At 66.8% G+C, this 18796-nt stretch carries 17 protein-coding genes; 6 read left to right on the top strand and 11 right to left on the bottom strand.

Features of this window, described 5'->3' with window-relative positions; all coding sequences use genetic code 11:
* Positions 1-76 precede the first annotated feature (76 nt).
* Positions 77-1474, top strand: coding sequence for an aminotransferase-like domain-containing protein (locus DKG74_RS14155; RefSeq protein ID WP_109906825.1), 1398 nt, complete (start codon positions 77-79; stop codon positions 1472-1474).
* 67 nt (positions 1475-1541) lie between these two features.
* Here DKG74_RS14155 and DKG74_RS14150 read toward each other — a convergent pair whose 3' ends face one another.
* Positions 1542-2573, bottom strand: a complete 1032-nt coding sequence (locus DKG74_RS14150) for a response regulator (protein ID WP_165837689.1) — start codon at positions 2571-2573, stop codon at positions 1542-1544.
* 443 nt (positions 2574-3016) lie between these two features.
* Between DKG74_RS14150 and DKG74_RS14145 the strand changes: the two genes are divergently transcribed.
* Positions 3017-4687, top strand: a complete 1671-nt coding sequence (locus DKG74_RS14145; RefSeq protein ID WP_109906823.1) for a sensor histidine kinase — start codon at positions 3017-3019, stop codon at positions 4685-4687.
* A 2-nt stretch (positions 4688-4689) separates the two neighbouring features.
* The gene (locus DKG74_RS14140) at positions 4690-5088 is read left to right on the top strand and encodes a response regulator (RefSeq protein ID WP_109906822.1); all 399 of its coding nucleotides are present in this window, start codon (positions 4690-4692) and stop codon (positions 5086-5088) included.
* Between the two features lie 30 nt (positions 5089-5118).
* Here the strand turns inward: DKG74_RS14140 and DKG74_RS14135 are convergent, their stop codons facing one another.
* The 10 genes from DKG74_RS14135 to DKG74_RS14095 all read right to left on the bottom strand — a co-directional run bounded on the left by DKG74_RS14135 (position 5119) and on the right by DKG74_RS14095 (position 16030).
* Positions 5119-5445, bottom strand: coding sequence for a hypothetical protein (locus DKG74_RS14135; protein WP_109906821.1), 327 nt, complete (start codon positions 5443-5445; stop codon positions 5119-5121).
* The gene (locus tag DKG74_RS14130; RefSeq protein WP_109906820.1) at positions 5442-6134 is read right to left on the bottom strand and encodes a tetratricopeptide repeat protein; all 693 of its coding nucleotides are present in this window, start codon (positions 6132-6134) and stop codon (positions 5442-5444) included. The genes DKG74_RS14135 and DKG74_RS14130 overlap by 4 nt, the downstream gene beginning before the upstream one ends.
* On the bottom strand, positions 6131-7057 hold the full coding sequence (locus tag DKG74_RS14125; RefSeq protein ID WP_109906819.1) for a type II secretion system F family protein: 927 nt from the start codon (positions 7055-7057) through the stop codon (positions 6131-6133). Before DKG74_RS14125 ends, DKG74_RS14130 begins: the two co-directional genes overlap by 4 nt.
* Before the next feature lie 22 nt (positions 7058-7079).
* On the bottom strand, positions 7080-8003 hold the full coding sequence (locus tag DKG74_RS14120) for a type II secretion system F family protein (RefSeq protein ID WP_109906818.1): 924 nt from the start codon (positions 8001-8003) through the stop codon (positions 7080-7082).
* A gap of 22 nt (positions 8004-8025) precedes the next feature.
* The gene (locus DKG74_RS14115; protein WP_109906817.1) at positions 8026-9396 is read right to left on the bottom strand and encodes a TadA family conjugal transfer-associated ATPase; all 1371 of its coding nucleotides are present in this window, start codon (positions 9394-9396) and stop codon (positions 8026-8028) included.
* Positions 9397-9417: 21 nt separating this feature from the next.
* On the bottom strand, positions 9418-10668 hold the full coding sequence (locus DKG74_RS14110; protein WP_109906816.1) for a CpaE/TadZ family protein: 1251 nt from the start codon (positions 10666-10668) through the stop codon (positions 9418-9420).
* The gene (locus DKG74_RS14105) at positions 10665-12059 is read right to left on the bottom strand and encodes a type II and III secretion system protein family protein (protein ID WP_165837688.1); all 1395 of its coding nucleotides are present in this window, start codon (positions 12057-12059) and stop codon (positions 10665-10667) included. The genes DKG74_RS14110 and DKG74_RS14105 overlap by 4 nt, the downstream gene beginning before the upstream one ends.
* 29 nt (positions 12060-12088) lie before the next feature.
* Entirely contained in the window at positions 12089-12928 is an 840-nt protein-coding gene (cpaB, locus tag DKG74_RS14100; protein ID WP_165837687.1) for a Flp pilus assembly protein CpaB, read from the bottom strand.
* 415 nt (positions 12929-13343) lie between these two features.
* Positions 13344-13499: a hypothetical protein gene (locus DKG74_RS21810; RefSeq protein WP_165837686.1), complete on the bottom strand. Its 156-nt coding sequence runs from the start codon at positions 13497-13499 to the stop codon at positions 13344-13346.
* A 98-nt stretch (positions 13500-13597) separates the two neighbouring features.
* Entirely contained in the window at positions 13598-16030 is a 2433-nt protein-coding gene (locus DKG74_RS14095) for an autotransporter outer membrane beta-barrel domain-containing protein (protein ID WP_165837685.1), read from the bottom strand.
* Positions 16031-16428: 398 nt separating this feature from the next.
* Between DKG74_RS14095 and DKG74_RS14090 the strand changes: the two genes are divergently transcribed.
* From DKG74_RS14090 to DKG74_RS14080, 3 genes are all read left to right on the top strand, one after another.
* Positions 16429-16860 (top strand): response regulator, encoded by a 432-nt coding sequence (locus DKG74_RS14090; RefSeq protein WP_109906812.1) that lies wholly within the window; start codon positions 16429-16431, stop codon positions 16858-16860.
* 119 nt (positions 16861-16979) lie between these two features.
* Complete coding sequence (locus tag DKG74_RS14085; RefSeq protein ID WP_109906811.1) at positions 16980-17747, top strand: ABC transporter ATP-binding protein; 768 nt, start codon at positions 16980-16982, stop codon at positions 17745-17747.
* A gap of 10 nt (positions 17748-17757) precedes the next feature.
* Positions 17758-18795 (top strand): ABC transporter permease, encoded by a 1038-nt coding sequence (locus tag DKG74_RS14080; RefSeq protein ID WP_109906810.1) that lies wholly within the window; start codon positions 17758-17760, stop codon positions 18793-18795.
* Position 18796: the final 1 nt, after the last annotated feature.

The following is an 18796-nucleotide window of genomic DNA, read 5'->3' as shown; positions in this document are numbered from 1 at the left end:
GACGTGACACTTCAGTACAGTCAATTTCCCACCATTGAACGAATTGACTGCATTCACTCTACACCAAGGTTCGCAGATGGCCCGCAAGCTCGTCGGCTGGGTTCCCCACATCGGCAAGTCCACTCGTCCGCACTACATCGCCATCGCCGACGCGATCGAGACCGACATGCGCGCCGGGCGCCTCGCTCCCAACGACCGCCTGCCACCCCAGCGCCAGCTGGCGGAGCAGTTGGGGCTGAATTTCACCACGGTCGCGCGCGCCTATGTCGAGGCGCAGCGCCGGGGCCTGATCGAATCGCGGGTCGGCGCCGGCTCCTTCGTGCGCACCATGGCCGCGACGCCCGGCCCGCGCCCGGCCCGCGCGGTCCAGCTGGTCGACCTGACCATGAATCTCCCGCCCGAGCCGCAGGATCCCGCCCTCGTCGAACGGATGCGTCGGGGGCTTGCCGAAATCGGCGCCGACCTGCAGGCCCTGCTACGTTACCAGGGCTTCGGCGGCGCGCCGGCCGACAAGGACGCGGCCATCGTCTGGCTGGCGCGTCACCGGGTCGAAGTTCCGGCCGACCGGGTGCTGATCTGTCCCGGCGCCCACGCCGCGCTGCTGGCGATCATGAGCACGATCCTGCGGCCGGGCGATACCGTCGCCTGCGAAAGTCTGACCTACCCCGGCGCGCGGGCCATCGCCGCGCAACTGGGCCTGAGCATGGTCGGCCTCGCCATGGACGAACAGGGTATCGACGCCGCCGCCTTTGAAGAGGCCTGTCAGCGGCACGGGGTGAAGGTGCTCTATTGCAACCCCACCCTGCTGAATCCGACGACGGCGACGATCACCACGCGGCGGCGCCACGATCTGATCGCGGTCGCCCGGCGCCACGGCGTCAAGATCATCGAGGATGACGCCTATGGCTGCATCCCGGTTGCGCCGCCGCCGGCCTTCGCCGTGCTCGCCCCCGACATCACCTATTACGTCGCCGGCCTCGCCAAATGCCTGGGGGCGGGCCTGCGCGTCGCCTATCTCGTCGCGCCGGATGTGCGCAGCGCCTGGCCCCTCGCCGCCTTCCTGCGCGCCTCGACCGTCATGGCCTCGCCGCTGACCGTCGCCCTTGCCACCCACTGGATCGCCGAGGGCGTGGCCGAGGATGTGCTCAGCGCGATCCGGACCGAGTCGCGCGCCCGGCAGGCGCTGGTGCGCGACATCCTGCCGGCCGGGACCTGGCAGGCCGATCCCGAGGGTTTCCACGTCTGGGTCAATCTGCCCGCGCCCTGGAGCCGGTCCAGTTTCACCGGCCACATGCGCAATTCCGGCATCGGCGTCGTCGGCAGCGATGCCTTCGTCGTCTCGCGCGAAGCGCCGGAAGCGGTGCGCGTCTGTCTCGGCGGTCTCGCCGACCGCAAGGCAGCGCAACAGGCTCTCGAATATCTGGCCGATGCCCTGATCCATCCCGCCCCGGCGGCGACCGCCAGCGTGATCTGACCCCGATATGGAAAAAGGCCGCCCGGAGATGCCGGACGGCCTTTCTGTTCCTGGGATGTCGGTCTGATCAGGCCAGCGCCGGCACCGAAGATTCGAAGCCCGGGGTTCCGATATTGACCGGCAGGCCCAGCAGGTAATTGCGCATCCGGTCGCGGCACAGGTCGGTCGGCGCGATCAGCGTGCGGCGGCGATCCGACGGATCGGGGCGCTTCTGCAGCCAACCGGTCGAGACCAGTTCGTCGATCTTGCGCATCGCCGTGGTGGACGGCAGCGTCGTCGCGTGACAGGCCGAGGTGACCGAGACCACCCGGTGCAGCAGCGACTGCTCGATCAGATAGAGCAGGATTTCCCAGTTGGCGTCGCCGTCGACGCAGGACGGCAGCAGCTTGTCGCGGAAACGACGCGCAGCCTGCAGCGCCTTGATCCGGTGCAGCATCTCGCCATCTTCAGGCGCCTGACCCGGCAGAGTGCGGGGCTGGCCGATGCTGAGGCGATGCACAGGCTGCGCCACCGGCGGCGGCGCGACCGGCACCGGACCCGAAGTGCGCGGCGTCGACATCGAAGACGGCGCCGGCACCGAGGATTCGCGCGACAGACGGACCGCGGCATTCTCGATGGTCGAGGTCAATTCCTTGGCCTTGGCCAGGGTTTCCGCCAGCTGCACCGAGAGATCGCGGTCATTCGGCTTGCTGTCGCGACGCAGCTCCAGCGCCTCGGCGGCGCGGTGGATCGCGGCGACCAGCTGGTCGAGATCGACCGGCTTCACCAGGAAGTCCAGCACCCCGAGCTTCAGCGCATTGATGGCGCGGTCGAGATCGGCGAAAGCCGAAAACAGAATGGTCTCAAAGATGCGCGGTGAGCCCCCAAAGTGACGCAACTCGCGCACCAGATCGAGACCACTCAATCCCGGCATCTGCATGTCGGTGACCAGCAGGAAGGGCTCGGCTTCAGCCAACATGCTGTCGAGAGCTTCCGCGGGAATCGAGAAAGCGTGAACGACAAAACCCTTCAGCTTCAGGAAATCGCCAACTTCCTCGACAATGGAGGCATCATCGTCGATCACATAGACAGGCGTTGAGATCGTGTTGGAACGATTCATACCAGGCGTCATTGGCGAACCCACCTCCCCCCTTTGGGCGGACATAAGACCTTTATGCCCAATCGGGCGCGGAATGGAAGCGAATTCATCCACCCCGACAGATGCTGCACCCAGTGCCAGCACCACGGTTCAGTGTCTAACCAAACATCGTGAACAAATCACAAATTGGTCCAAAATTGGATGATTCGCGATACGGGATGTGAACGAACAATGTAATTTCGTCGGAGGACGCGCGGGACGGGGGTTTACACCCTGTTCACCAAGTTTCCCTAGACTTCGCCGGTCGGGGCGTGGCGGGGCCGCCATGGTATGTTTCCGGCGGCAGCGATCGCGGGACAAACCCGCCGTCGTCATAAGGGGGTTCGGGCAGTGTACGATCGGATTCTTCGGAAATTCCAGGCGCTTGGGACGATGGGTCGGTCGCCCGGTCGGGGGGCGTGATCATGGTCAATGCCGTCGACATGGCTTCGCCCCCGGACCTTCTCAGCCTCGCCGCCGATTTCACCTGGCGCAGCAGTGCCGATTTTCGGGTCGAGGAAATCTCGCCGCTCGATGTCGGCTGCGATCCCGCCGTGATCCAGCTGCTGCGCGGCGCCAAGCTCGACCGACTCGCCCAGCGCACGCTCTATCCCGCCCAGGGCGAGCATTTCGGCCAGTTGCTGGGCCGACTCGCCCCGATGCGCGACATCGCCCTCAGCTTTGCCCAGCGCGACGGCTCGGTGGTGAACTTCACCCTGACCGGCACGGCCGGCCCCGACGGCGGCTATGTCGGCGTTGGCAAGGTCTGGAGCGGCCGGCCCTTCGACGAGCAACACCGCGGCGAACTGGTCGAACTGCTGGAACGTGCCGAGGCCAACCGTACGCGGGAGATGCGCCTGCGCGAGGAAGCGGATGTTCTGCTCGCCTCGCTCCGCGCGCTGATCCAGCCCTCGCCCCTCGCCGACAAATGCGCCGATCTGTTCAGCCTTTTCGCCCGCCTGCTGCGCTTCGACGAGGCCCTGGTGGTGCGGCGGCGCACGCGCGACGAATTGCTGGTCGTCGTCGCCACCGATCCCGCGCTCGCCGGGCTGAAATGGCCCAATGGCGATATCATCAGCGCCGCCCTGATGGGCGAGGCGCTGGTCGTCGCCGACATGACGGTGCTGCGGGAATGGTCGCAATTCCCGGACTCGGTTCGGCGCCGCTTCCGCAATGCGCTGGTCGCGCCGCTGACCATCGGCAACGAAGCCGCCATGCTGGTCGCGCTGCACCGGACGCCGGGCTTCTTCGAGCCGTCGCAGCTTGCGCTGATGCAGCGCCTCAGCCTGATCGCGACTCAGGCCTTCGAGGTCGACGAACAGAAGAACATCCTGATCAACACGGCCAAGCTCGCCACCCTCGGCGAGTTGATGACCGTCATCGCCCATGAGATCAGCCAGCCGCTGTCGGTCATCGCCATGGCGGTGAAGAACGCCAAACTCGCCCTCGAGACCGAGAACGAGCGGCAGAATTCGGTTGGCTCGGCTGAACAGGCGATCGTGGTCGCCAAGCTCGACCGCATTCACGACCAGGCCCTTCGCGCGGGCGAGATCATCGGGGCGATTCGCACCCTCGCCCATCCGGACCGCCGCACCCTGGGCCTGCGCCCGGTCTCGGTGACCGAGATCATGGACAATATCCGCCACCTGACCGAAGGCTCGCTGCGCAACCGCGGCATCCAGCTGATCTGCGATGCACCGCCCTATTGCCGGCCGCTGAAAGCCAACCCGGTATCGCTGCAGCAGGTCTTCCTCAATCTTGTCGTCAACGCCCGCGACGCCATTGCCGAATATTGCCGGCTCCGCAACGAGCCGACCCGGGGCGAGATTCGCATCTCGGTCCACGACGATGGCATCTCCGACCGTGTCCTGGTCGAGGTCAGGGACAGCGGCGGCGGCATTCCGGCCGATGTGATGAACCGCATCTTCGACGCCTTCTTCACCCTGAAGGAAGTCGGCCACGGCAGCGGTCTCGGCCTTTCCATCTGCCGAACCCTGATGACCGACATGGGCGGGACGATCAGTGCTTCCAACGAGGGCAATGGCGCCGTATTCAGGCTGGAAATACCTGCGTATGTCGAGGAAGCAGCAAGCTGATCATGAGTGCCGCCAATCAGAAGCCTGGCGCCAAGTCGCCGACCATCCTGGTGGTCGATGACGACGAGGATCTGCGCAGCGAACTGGTCGAGCTGTTCGGCCGCATCGGCTACAAGGTTCTCGAAGCGGCCAACGGCATCGAGGCTGTGGAAATCGCCCGGGACAAGCGGCCCGACGTTGTCCTGATGGATGTGGGGATGCCCCAGCTCGGCGGTGTGCGCGCCGCCGAAATCATGACCCTGCTGCGCCATACCGAGCAGGTCGTGCTGATGAGCGGAAACCCGGAACTGGTGGCCGAGGCGGCGTCGCACCGGGGCCTTGCCCCCATCGTTCTGAACAAGCCGCTCAGCTTCGATATCTGCCGCCGGGTGATCGACAGTCTGGCGAAACCGGGCGCCTGAGACGCCCGGCCGGACAGCTGCCGTCCAGAATCACTTCGTCGACGTGTCGGCGAGACCCTGCACCTTGGGGCCGGCGCCGCCCTTGCCGATCGAACTCAGGTAATTTTCGTAGACCTTGCCGGACTCGGCGCCGGTGGTCGGCGCGCTGCGGCCCAGCGTCTGCGCGTTCTGCGCCTGCAGGATCGCGCGGGTCCGCGCGAAAGGCGGCAGCGCCGGCACGGTCGTGGTCGCGCTGGCCCCGCCGAGGCTGGCCGGTCCCTGGTCCTGCGCCGAAGCCGGCGCGACCGCCGCGAGGCCGGAGGCGAGGGCAAGAGCGATGACGGCCGCCATGGGCCGCAGGCGGAAATGCTTCGTCATGGTTTCCAACTCCGGGCAAAGGTAAGCGCGGCCTCCCGCTCGGCCGCCGGGATGGGTTGCAGAATGCTGTCGACCTGCGCCTCGCGCCCGGTGTTCAGGGCGGCGATGGCGAAATTGGTCCTGATCTGCTGGCTCTGCGGGCTCAATTCGACCGCTCGGGCCAGCACGTCGTAAGCCTTGGCGAAGTCCGACGTCTTCAGCAGGGCAAAGCCGTAATTGTTCAGCACGCGGGCATCGGTCGGCGCGGCACCGGCGGCACGGGCGAACTGCGGCACCGCCCCCTTCCAGTCCCCGACCTGTGCCCGCACCTGACCGAGGCCGAAGGCGGCCACCGGCTGGACCCGGCGCTTGTCGAGGGCGATATAGACCTGATCCGCCGCCTCATATTGCTTGGTCCGCAACAGGGCATCGCCTTTCAGGCTCAGGGCCTCGACGTCATCCGGATGCCGCTTCAGGTAATCGTCGAGGAAGGCGAGCGCCGCCTGCGACTGACCCCGGTCATTCATGCCGCGGATCAGCGCGATATAGAGTGCGTCTTCCTCGGCGGTCGGCGTGGTCACGCTGGCCCCGCTGGTCGACAGGGAGGGCGACGCGCTGCGGCAGCCGGCGGCGGCAAGCGGCAGCACCAGCAGCGCGGCCGCCAGCGACAGGCGACGCGACCTTCCGGCGGAAACCGGTTTCACCTTCATCCCCCATTCACCTTGGTCAGGCCCTCGATCAGCCGCGAAACCGCCGGGCCGGCGATGACGATCAGCAGCGGGGGCATCATGAACAGCATCATGACGACGGTCAGCTGCGTCATGCGCTGGCCGATGGTCATGCGGGCGGCATTCATGCGCCGCTCGATCAGCGTGTCCGAGAAAATCTTCAGGGCCGAGGTCAATTCCGTGCCGTGGGCCAGCGACTGGATCAGCAGGGCCGAGAATTCGCGGCCTTCGTCGATGGCGAGACGGGCCCCCCAGCGCTGCAGCGAGACCTCGTAGCCCTTGCCCTGGTCGATGTCGTTCACCAGCCGCTCGAGCGTGCCCTTGATCGTGCCGAGGCCGTCCGCTTCTTCCTGGGTCAGGTGGCGGAAAGCCTGTTCGATCGAGGCGCCGGAACGGACGAGCAGCAGCAGCATGTCGATGAGGAACGGCAGCTCGCGTTCGATCCGGCGTCTGCGGGCCTTGGCGACAGACGACAGATAATAGCGGGGACCGAGGTAACCGATGGCGAAACCGGCAACACCGGTGAGAATGGCCGTGTTCATCTTGGCGAGGAACAGGGCAACGCCAAAGCCGATCACACCAAGGGCGATGCCGCCGACGAGGCGGACACCCGCCAGCCAATAGGGCGCGCCCGCGTCGTAACGCCCGGTCGAGCGCATGATCTGCTCGAATTCGTTCAGCGTGCTCTGGCTGCGGGTGGTGGCCCGGCCGACCAGCTCGAAGAAGCCGCCGCCTTCGTGCTCCTCGTCGAGGATGGCGTCGCTGCGGCTGACATCGGCCATGCGGCTGCGCAGGCGCCGCGTATCCCCGATGTTGCGCACCTCGCCGACCAGCACGTTGCTGCCGACGAACAACAGGATCAGGGCACCGGCGATCAGCAGGACGGCGGCGATCATATAGGGCATCGACTGTCTCCCTCGCCGCCGCTCAATATTCGACCCGCAGCAGGCGCCGCATGATCACGATGCCGATGACTTCGAGCCCGATCGCCACACCCAGCATGGCCTGGCCCTTCTCGGCGAAATAGTCGAGGTAGGACGGGTTCATCGCCATGATGGCAAGACCAACCAGCGGCGGGATCGCCACCATCACGAAAGCGGTGCTGCGCAACTCCGAGGACAGCGCCTTGAATTCGCCCCGCACCCGGATGCGGTCGCGCAGAACCCGGCTGAGATGTTCGAGAATATAGCTGAGATTGCCGCCGTAACGCAGGTTGGTGCGCACGATCATGGCCAGCATGGCGAGTTCGGCGACGCCGAGGCGCTGCGCCTGTACCCGCAGGGCATCAGGCAGCGGCACACCGATCTTCAGCCGCAATGCCACCGGATCGAGGTAGCAGCGCGCCGCGTCGCCGGAATAGATCAGCGCCTTGTCGAAGGCCTGGGCCTGGCTGTTGCCGGTGGAGATCAACTGGCGCAGACGCTCGAGAAAGCTGGGCAATTCCTCCAGGAAGGCATTGACCTGCTTTTCCGCCGCCGCGCTGAGAACCTGATACGACAGGCCGAGGTAGCCGAGGCCGGCGGCCAGCCCGCCCAGCAGACCGAGGAAGAACACGGCCGCGGCAACGATGACGAAAAGACCCGCGACATAGGCGATGAAGCGTTGCGGCGTCACCGTCCAGTCGGCCTGCATCATGCGCCTTGTGATGCCCGAGGAGGACATCATGAGAAGGCCCATCAGACGCTCGGTCTCGGGGATGTCACCCTCGCCATCGGTCGCCATGCCCATCGAACGGCCGAGCTGCTGCAGCCGCCTGCGATAGACCTGGTCGGCGCGCCAGTCGTTGATATAGCTCTCGATCAGATAGCCGGCGGCGACCGCGGCAAGCAGGGCAAGACCGAACTGGATCATCGCAACCCCTCCCCCACCGCCGTCACGGACGACCTTCGAAACGGCCGCCGCCGCCCGCCGGCGTCACGCCGCCGACCGAAGCCAGCCGCTCGGCGAAGGCCGAATGGCGGGTCACCATGACGAAGCTGCCCTGGCCGGGCGAAGCCGGATTGTCGCGATAGCGGAAACGTTCGTTCTGCACGATGGTCTCGCCTTCCATGCCGACCACTTCGGCGATGGAAATGACCTTGCGCGCGCCGGACGACAGGCGCTGGACCTGCACGACGACCTGCACCGCCGAGGTGATCTGCTTGCGCACGGTCGCGACATTGGCCTGCATCCCGCCGAAGCCGAGCAGCAGCTCGAGGCGGCTCATGGCGTCCTGCGGCGAATTGGCGTGGACCGTGGCCATCGAGCCGTCGTGGCCCGTGGTCATGGCCTGCACCATTTCCACCGCCTCGCCGCCACGGATTTCGCCGAGGATGATGCGGTCCGGGCGCATACGCAGCGCGTTCTTGACAAGGTCGCGCGCGGTAATTTCCGGCGTTCCGTCGGCCGAAGGCGGCCGGGTTTCCAGCCGCACGACGTGGGACTGGCGCAGTTGCAATTCGGCCGCATCCTCGATGGTCACGATGCGTTCGGTCGCCGAGATGTAACCCGACAGGATATTGAGCATCGTCGTCTTGCCCGAGCCGGTACCGCCCGAGATCAGGATGTTGATGCGCGCGCGGACGCAGGCGGCGAGATAATCGACCATTTCCTGGCTGATCGTGCCGGTGCGGACGAGATCGTGAATCTTCAGCGGAATGCGCTTGAACTTGCGGATCGAGACCGTGGCGCCGTCGAGGGCGATCGGCGGGATCACGATGTTCACGCGGCTGCCGTCCTTCAGGCGGGCGTCGACGAAGGGCGAAGCCTCGTCCACGCGCCGGCCGATCGGGCTGACGATGCGCTGGATGATGTTCATCAGATGGGCGTCGTCGCGAAAGCGCGTCGTCACCCGCTCGAGCACGCCGCCGCGCTCGACATAGATGCGGCTGGGGCCGTTGACGATGATGTCGTCGACCGTGGTGTCGGCGAGCAGCGGCTCGAGCGGGCCAAGACCGACGATCTCGAAGAAGACATCGTCGAGCAGACGCTCGCGCTCGGCGGCGTTGAGGGCGACGCCGGCACCGGCGACGACGACGGAAATGGCGCGGCTGATCTCGCTGCGCACCACTTCGCCGTTCGCCTTGTCAGGGGTGAAGCCGCGCTTTTCCAGATAGTCGTGGACGATGGTCAAGGCCCGGAACTTCAGTTCCTGGTACAGTGGCGAGGTATAGATATCGCCATCGGCCCGCCCCCCCGGAAGATTGGTGGGGAAAGCCGGCGCCCCGAGGGACGCGCCGCCGCCGGGCCCGGTCGTTTCACGCATCGCTCACTCCTGCCTGACTGCTCAACGCGCCCCGGCCCGGCCGATGCCGAGACGGGAGAGAATGCCGCCATTGCCGCCGGCCGCGATACGGGCGGCCGCCGAGGCTGTCGGCGAAGACCCCGACGCCGCGACCGCGGTCGCCGTGGTCGCATCGACGATGGCGCGGACGGAACGGGCGAAGGCACTGCCACTATCCGTCAGGATGGTGCCCAGATTGCGTTGGCCATCGACGAACACCCGGTCCTCGGCGACGAGGAACGGCCGGCCCTTGGCCCGCACCGCCGTTGCGATTTCCTCCGGCGTCGGCCGCAGCCGGGCAACGTGGCGCGACACGACGAGGGTGAAATCCGGATCCTTGTTGATCTGGCGCCGCATCCGATCGAGCGCGGCCGAAGCGCCATGGATCGAGGTCACCGACTGGTCGACGACGAGGATCGAGGCATTGGCATCGACGAACAGACGGTCGGCGACACGCGGCGCGAGGGCCCGGTTCACGTCGATGACGATCGCGGTGAAATAGGAGCGCAGCACGTCGACGAGCTGGGCGAGATCGCCCTGGCCGGCGATCTGGGCATTCTCGTCGTCGACCGCGAGCGGCAGCACGAAGAGCCGCGGCGTCTTGGTCTGGGCGAAGGCGCCGTCGATCAGCGTCGAGTCCAGCCGACCGAGATCGCCGAGCGCGTCGGTCATGAAATAGGACGCCTTGATGCCAAGGAGATCGACCGATTCCGACGGCGGGAAGCCGAAGTCGAGCAACAGCACGCGCTCGCTCGGGCCGGCGCGACGGGCCAGTTCGGCGGCCATGGTGACGGCGATCGAGGTCGAGCCGACCCCGGCCTTCGGCCCCATGACGGCGAGGATGCGCGCGGAATTGCTGCCGCGCTTGGCCGGCCGCGACTGCAGCAGCCAGTCCATCTGCGCGATCAGGTCATCGGCCGCGAAGTCCTTGTCGATCACATCGTTGGCCCCGGCGCGCATGGCCGGGATCAGCGAAGTGGCCGAGATGTTGTAACTGGCGACGATCAGCGGCGTCGCCGGCTGCTCGGCCTTCAGGCTGACGATCAGCTCGGTGATGTTGCGGCCGTCCCAGGCGACATCGTCGAGATCGACGATGATCGCCTCGATCCCCGTCGACTCGATGAGACCGCGCAGGGTCTCGAGCTGGGGCAGGCCGCGAACGATGGAGCAGCGGGAGAACAGGGCGGACGTCACCCGTTCGGCGAAGTCTTCGTCGCTGGAGACGACGAGAATGGCGCGACGTTCTGTGGTCATGGCAGCAGCCCGTATTGCGGCAGGACATCACGCAGACGGTTACGACCGAGCAGCATGTCGCCATAGGAGGGATCGTAATCTTTCAGGTCCGTGCCCGGCAGCGGCGGGATCGCGCGCGGATCCATCGGCGAGACCAGGCGCGGCGTCGCCACGATGATCAGCTCCTGACGCTCACGCGTGGTCTGCTGGCGCTTGAAGAAGGCGCCGAGGATGGGCAGATCGCCGAGCACCGGCAGCGCATCGTCGGAGTCCGCGGTCGAGGACGACATCAGGCCGGCGAGCACGAAACTCTGGCCATTGCCGAGTTCGAGGGTGGAGCTCGCGCCGCGCTTGACGATCGCGGGCACCTGCGTGCCGGCGATGCTGATGGCCCGGCCATAGTCGAGGTCCGAGACCTCGGGGGTCAGGTTCAGCAGGATGCGGCTGGGGCTGAGCACCGTCGCCGCGACCTTCAGCTTGATGCCGAACTGGCGGTAGTCGATGGTGATCGTGTTGCCGTCACCCTGGGGCACCGGGATCGGAATTTCGCCGCCGGCAATGAATTCCGCCGTCTCGCCCGAACGGACCAGCAGGGTCGGCTCGGCCAGGACCTGGGCCAGTTTCGCGCCGGAGAGAATGCCGAGCACCACCGAAAGGTCGGAGCCAGGCAGGCGCATCAGCACGTTCAGCGCGTCGGAGACCGGCGAGACGCCCGAGAGCGCGCCCGTCAGGTCCGCGCCGGGCGAGGACACGGCATATTCGAAGCTGGTGTTCGGGCCCGAGCGGAAGTCGAAACCGAGGCGCTTCAGCGTCGAGGTCGACAGGGCGGCGAACTTGATTTCGACGCTGACCATCTGCTGCTGCATGACCTTGATCTGGTCACTGACGCCATCGGGGAAATAGCGCGAGGCCATCTGCAGCACGCGGGCATGAGCGTCATTGGAGGGCACGCTGCCCTTCAGCGCGACCTTGCCCCCGGCGGCATCGACGCGAACGCCCGACAGTTCGGGATCTTCGCGCAGATCGCGGGTCAGGTCGCCGGTGCCGAGCGGCACCACCACCGGGTAGACATAAGCCTTTTCGCCGCCGACTTCCCACACGATCAGATTCGTGCGGCCGGGTTTGAGGCCAAGCAGCAGGATGTCGGTCGGGCCGACGACACGGCCGGTCACCGTCTCGGGGTCGCCGATCGCGACCCGCTCGATCGGGCTGGTCAGGGTCAGCGGGGTCTGGACACCGGGCTGGATCACCAGCGAGGGCCGGTTGACGTAGTCCGCGGCCTGCGCCTCGCCCAGCGTCACACCGGTCAGGGCCGGCAGGGCGAAGGTCAGGGCGATGGCGGTCGCCGTCGAAAGCATGGCCTGACGAAACCGGCGCATGGCGCCATCTCGCTTGTCGGCACGCGGGGTCATTGCAGCCACCCGAAGCATCGTCTTCTCACTCATGGCACCGCCTGCTTGCCCGTGTTGGACCCAAGGATGACTTCGATCTGGCGCGGCGCGACCACGGCGGGTACGGGCAGGGCCGCGCTGCTGTCGGAAGGAACCGGCTGGGGCCGCGCGGCGCCGACGAGATCCTCGAGGCGCACGGGCTTGACCGGCTCTTCCTTGTTGTCGATCGGATTGCGCAGCGCGAGGTAGAACACCCCCGACTGCTTGGCGACCGCGAGCACCAGCGCCTGTTCGGGCGTGGCCGCGACCGTGATGTTCTGCATCCGGATCGCCTTGTCGCCGGTCTCTTCGGTCAAGGCTTCGCCGACCGAGAGCACCTTGAGCGCCTGCAGCACCACCCGGGACTCGCGCCGCTCGGGGTTGCCGCCTTCCTCGGCCGGGCCGAGGGCGCTGTTCGACAGCACGAGCTGGATGTCGACGAGATCGTCGGCGCGCAGGAAGTTACCGACCGCGACCTCGTCGTTGACGCGAAGCGCGACCGCCCGCATCCCGTCCGGGATCAGCACGGAAAGGCCGGGCTTCGTCGTGTCGCCGGGCGCGAGGATCGAGTTCTGCAACACGATCTGCCCGGCCGGGATCGCGACGAGGGCCACGGCGCCGACCGCGGACCGGGGGTCGCTGAGGGAGCCGACCGGCGCCGGGCCCTGGACCTTGAGGATGGTCGCCTTGGCCGCCTCGATCTTCTCGCCGCGACCGATGTCGCGCGAGGCGACGACGATGCTGACGAGATCCTGGCTCGGCGCTGCCGTGGCCTGCTGGCCCGGCACGACCGGCGGCGGCCGGCGCATCGAGGTGATACCGTAAACGATGAGTCCGATGGCGACCGCCACCAGAACCACCCCGAAGATCAAACGAAACTTAGATCGCCCCATCGGACCGCGCCCCTGACTCCGAAGACTGTGTCCCGAGCCCCCATGCCGATCTGTCGGGATCGGATCGGGGCCTGCAACGTCACGCCAATCTGGCGCGATTTGGTAAAGGCTTCGTTTGCGAAACGTGTATCCGGCAAAAAAATGCCCGATACCTCAACGCCGCCGCTCCCCGCCCCTTCGACCACGCTAACTATAATCCAAGTGGCATCGGGAAGAACCCAACATCACCCGAAAAGGGAGCAAATTCTCGATGTTCCGGAGGTTTCGCCGACAGCACGCCGGGCCGGCGATCCGCGCGTTCCAGCGCTGCCAGCCCTGATTCGGGGGCTTCCGGTCGGCGCGGCGCCAAGGTCCGCCCTCGGGCGGCTCGCCGTCAGGGGAAGGGAATCGACAGTCCGCCGCCGGCTGTCGTCGCGCGGCCCGAACCGCCAGAGGCATTGCCGTTGAGGCGGCTGCCGCAGGCACCGAGCTGGGCGGCGAGGCTCAAAGCCAGGATCACGGCCAGCCCATGGATGAAACGCGCGCGCATCTTGATCATTCCCGCCTAGGCATTCTGTGCCGACGACTTTAGCGAAAGGGCCGCGGCATGGCAAAGCCGGCCGCGGCCCATGACATTTCCTGTTCCGGTCAGGCCTGCAGGCCGCCCAGCAGGCCACTCAGCAGACCGCCCACCACGGGGATGTCGGTCAGAGCGGCGGTCCCGCCCCCCAGGCCACCGAGACCACCGAGACCGCCCAGGCCACCGAGGCCACCGGACAGCAGGCCGTTCACCGTATCGAGCACCGGATCGAGCGCGCCGTTCTGCGCCCCGACCAGACCGTCGACCAGCTGGGTCACCGGAGCCAGAGGCCCGCCGGCGACCGACGTCAGGCCGTTCAGCTGGCCGGTCAGCGGCGAAAGCGCCCCGGTCTGCGGATCGACCAGCGTGTCGACGACACCGGCAACGGCTTCGAGCGGCGTGCCGACCAGCAGGTTGTTGACCGTGCCCTGAACGACGTCGATCAGGCCACCGGTGGCGCCGGTCGAGCCGCCGACCGACGAGCCGAGGCCGCCGAGGAGGCCGCCCAGCACATCGCCGAGCACCGGGATATCCGACAGCGCCGCCGTGCCGCCGCCGAGGCTGCCGAGGCCGCCCGCCCCGCCGAGACCGCCGAGGTCACCCGACAGGAGGTCGTTCACAGTGTCGAGCACGGGGTCAAGCGCGCCATTCTGCGCCCCGACCAGACTGTCGACCACCTGGGTGAGGGGCGCGAGCGGACCGCCGCCCGCGACCGAGGTCACGTCGTTCAACTGGCCGGTCAGCGGCGCCAGGGCGCCGGTCTGCGGATCGACCAGCATGTCGACGAGGCCGGCGACCGGCTGCAAGGGCGTGCCGCCCAGCAGATTGCCGACCGTGCCCTGCACCACGTCGATCAGGCCGCCGCCCGCGCCGGCCGGCTGCGTCACCGAGGTGCCGAGGCCGGAGACAAGGCCGTTCAGGATGCCGCCGACGACCGGAACGTCGGACAGCGCCGCCGTGCCGTCACCGAGGCTGCCAGTCCCGCCGGCCAGCAAGTGATTGACCGCGTCGAGCGCCGGATCGAGGGCGCCGTTCTGCGCGCCGACCAGACCGTCGACCAGCTGGGTCACCGGGGCGAGCGGGCCGCCCGCGACCGACGTCAGGTCGTTCAGCTGGCCGGTCAGCGGCGCAAGCGCGCCGGTCTGCGGATCGACCAGCGTGGTCACGAGGTCGCCGACGGCGGACAGCGGCGTGCCGCCCAGCAGATTGTCGACCGTGCCCTGCACCACGTCGATCAGCCCGCCCGAGGTCGTGCCGGTCGAAGCGCCAGTCAGGCCGCCCGTCAGGCCACCGAGCAGGCCCGAGGCGATGTCGGCATTGGGCACGCCGCCGGTCAGGCCGGCCAGCACCTGATTGAGCGAGGAAATCAGCGGCTCCAGCGCCGAGTCCTGGGTGCCGACCAGGGCGTTGACCAGGTCGGTGACCGCGCCGAGCGGACCCGAGGACGAGCTGGTCAGATCGTCGAGGGCGCCGGTCAGCGCCGACAGCGCGCCGTCGTTCGGGTTCAGCAGCGTGTCGACCAGGTCGGTCAGGGGCTGGAGAACCGTATTGTCGGTCAGATTGCCGAGAACATCCTGGACCGCGCAGATCGCGCCGTCGCCGCAGGCCGCCACGGGATCGACCGGGGTGTCGGGATCGTGGATGTCACCGAACGGCTGGCCGCCGTTCAGGGCCCCGGCGACCAGGCTGATCTGGCGCAGGCCGAAACCGGCGCCGCCGTTGACGAAGAAATTCGGCCGGCCGAGATTGCGGTGCATCCCGATCAGGGTCGGGCTTTCCGCCTGCTTGGTACGGTCGCTGGTCATCAGGCCGGTGCCGCTGTTCAGATAGAAGCGGACACCGCCGACGCCCATCGAGCCCCGCTCGTCGAAGACACCGGTCGCGAACAGCGCGAGGCCGGGAATGTCGGTGAGCAGCGCCTCGACCTGGACGTCGCCGCCCAGCTTGTTCTCTTCCGAATAGCTGACGCCGCCGCCGATGCGCAGATTGGGGTTGGCATAGATCGAAAGCCCGGCCCGGCCATAGGCGCCGTCGGTCACGTCGCCGGTCTGATAGCCGACCAGGCCTTCGAGCGTGACGTTGTCCAGATAATATTCGGCAATCGCGGCCACCGCGAACTGCTGAACGCTGTCGACGAAATAGCCGCCACCCGCGACGCCGACCAGGAACTGCTGGGGATCGCGATAGAACAGCTGGGCCGCGCCACCGGCGAAAAAGCTTTCGTCGGCCGCGGAACCGACGATGCCATCGACCTGCAGGCCAAGCTTGTCACCGACGGGGATGGTGATGGTGGGCGCGCCACCATAGATGCCGCCGTTCTCGTCGCCGCCGCCGAACAGATCGACGTTGAAGCTGGTTTCCGCCACCGCCCGGCTGCCGTAACCGAACTGATCCCCCGACACGGGAATGGCGTCCTGTGCCGCGCCGAAGCCGGCAGCCACCAGTACCGCCATCGCCGTTGTGGCGAAAAGAACTGCCTTTTTGGAAGTTATCGTGTTCATGGTGACTTAGCCCCTATCTTCAATCCTTTGCGGGATTCACTACGCAAATCGCCGCAAGACTTTGGATTTATTGATCGCCCTTGAAGAGCCGGGTCTTCCGGAAGCCCTGGACCGCAACTCCATGACCCCGTAATACACGCCATCATCAACCGAACCGACTTCGTTTACCCCCTAATTGGCGGACAACGCCGGATAAAGACCCAAATTGAACCGATCGCCCACGCTCCCGAAATCGGGGGGAAATTGGCGCCTTTGGTCCTTGACCCTGACCGCCCGTTCTTCAAAGTTGCAAAGCAGAAGAGCGCCTTGGGGCCGACCGGAACCGCATTGTTCAGGTCGGAGGGTGGCAAATCAGGGTGACTGCCGGGCGCACCGGTGGCGATGGAAAGCGCGGCGACATGGCACACGCATTGACGGGCAGTTCTCACCAGGGGCCGCAGGTATTGCTGGTCGACAGCGACATCGACCGCAGCAAGCAGCTGCGCGAGCATCTGTCGTCCTGGGGTTTCGCCGTTACCGTCGCCCACGACGGCTATTCGGGCCTGCGCCACATCATGAGCACCTGGCCCGAGCTGATCGTCGTCGACGCGGAACTGAAGGGCTGGTCATCGTCCGTCGTCATTGACGGCGCGGTACGCCTGGGGTCGCGCGCGCCCGTCATCATGTTGACCGATCAGGGTCAGAACATGGCCTCCCGCGCATCGCGCCGCCGCGTCATCGGCATTATCGAAAATCCCAATTCGATCAGCGAATTGCGCGCCGTCATGATGAACGCCCTGTCCAAGGTCTCGACCGAGGGTGGGGCCGGCGAATCCTTCGACATCGCCTGATTTTTCACCAGTCTTCGCCTCGTTGCCCGCGAATCCGGCGCTTTCCGGGCTTTGGCCCTTGCGCATGGCCGCGAAGCGTCTAGCCTTGCCGAAGATGGCAGGCTTTTCGGGCGGGGTTCATGGACGGTGCGACGCTGACGGTGGACAAGGTCCACAAACGCTTCGGCAATCTCGAAGTGCTGAAGGGCATCTCGCTCTCTGCCGTCAAGGGTGACGTCATATCGCTCATCGGGGCCTCCGGCTCGGGCAAGAGCACATTCCTGCGCTGCATCAATCTCCTGGAGACACCGGATTCCGGCGACATCCGCGTGGAAGGCGAATTGATTCGCATGAAGCGCGACAAGACCGGCAACAGCGTGCCGGCGGACAACCGGCAGGTCGACCGCATCCGTTCCAAGCTGGGCATGGTGTTCCAGAGCTTCAACCTGTGGTCGCACATGACCGTTTTGCAGAATGTGATCGAGGCGCCGATCCATGTTCTCGGCAAGTCGCGGGCCGAGGCGACGGCGGAGGCCGAGGCGCTGCTGCAGCGGGTCGGCCTCGCCGAGCGGCGCCATTATTACCCTGCCCATCTGTCGGGCGGTCAGCAGCAGCGGGTGGCGATCGCCCGGGCGCTGGCCATGAACCCGGCCGTCATGCTGTTCGACGAGCCGACCTCCGCCCTCGATCCGGAGCTGGTCGGGGAGGTTCTGGCCGTGATGCGCAGCCTCGCCGACGAGGGCCGCACCATGCTGGTGGTCACCCACGAGATGGCTTTCGCCCGCGATGTCTCCAGCCGGGTGATGTTCCTGCACCAGGGCAAGGTGGAGGAGGAAGGACCGCCGTCGCAGGTCTTCACCAGCCCGGCGTCGGAACGCTGCCGCCAGTTCCTGGCCAAGCATCTCTAGGACGCAGGCCATGGACCCGGTCGCGGCCGCCCCGCTTTCCGCCGGTTTCGGCGACATCGTCGGCTGGCTTCTTGCCGCCGTCATCGCCCTCGTTCACGGCATCGTCCTGCTGGCCGGGGCGCTGTGGTGGCTGCTCGGCCTCCTGTTCTGGCCCGTGGGGCAAGTGCTGGGTTTCGCCGTCGACATTCTGGGCGCCGTCTTCGGCTGGATCGGCACGGTCATCTACGACGTGATCGCCGACGTCGCGCCGGGCGCGACCTTCTATATCGACCTGATCAGTTTCGGCAAAGGTGGCTGGGGCGACGATCTGTGGGTCGGCTTGCAGCTGACGCTGAAGCTCGCCGTGGTCTCGCTCTCGATCGGGCTGAGCATCGGCCTGCTCGGCGCGGGGGCCAAGCTGGCGCCGTCCAGGGCGCTGAACTTCATCGGCAATGCCTATACGACCCTGATCCGCGGCCTGCCCGAGCTGTTGACCCTGATGCTGATCTATTACGGGCTGCTGTTCGGCCTGCAGGGCCTGCTGTCGACCGGTTTCCTGCCCATGGTGTGCGACGGCGCCGGTCTCGCCGACAAGCTGGCGCTGATCGGTCTTGGCGAGGACACGGCGCGCATCTGCGTCTCGACCACGGTCGAGATCGACGGCTTCACCGCGGGCGTCGTCGCGCTCAGCCTCGTCTTCGGCGCCTTTTCGACCGAAGTCCTGCGCGGCGCCATCCTGGCCGTGCCCAAGGGCCAGCTCGAGGCGGCGCGGGCCATCGGCATGTCGCGCCGGCTGACCATCCGGCGCATCCTGCTGCCGCAGGTCTGGCGCTATGCCCTGCCCGGGCTCGGCAACCTGTGGCTGATCATGATCAAGGATACGTCCCTCGTCTCGGTCATCGCGCTCGACGAATTGATGCGCAAGACCTCGATCGCCGTCGGCGTGACCAAGCAGCCCTTCTTCTTCTACGGCATGGCCTGTCTCGTCTATCTCGCCATCACCGGGGTTTCCATGATCGCCACCACCCGCATCGAGCGCTGGGCCTCGCGCGGCGTGCGCCGGATCTGAG

This window comes from Zavarzinia aquatilis, from assembly GCF_003173035.1.
Classification (GTDB): domain Bacteria; phylum Pseudomonadota; class Alphaproteobacteria; order Zavarziniales; family Zavarziniaceae; genus Zavarzinia; species Zavarzinia aquatilis.
Note: the sequence above shows the minus strand (reverse complement) of the source record. Positions and strands in the feature narration are given on the sequence as shown.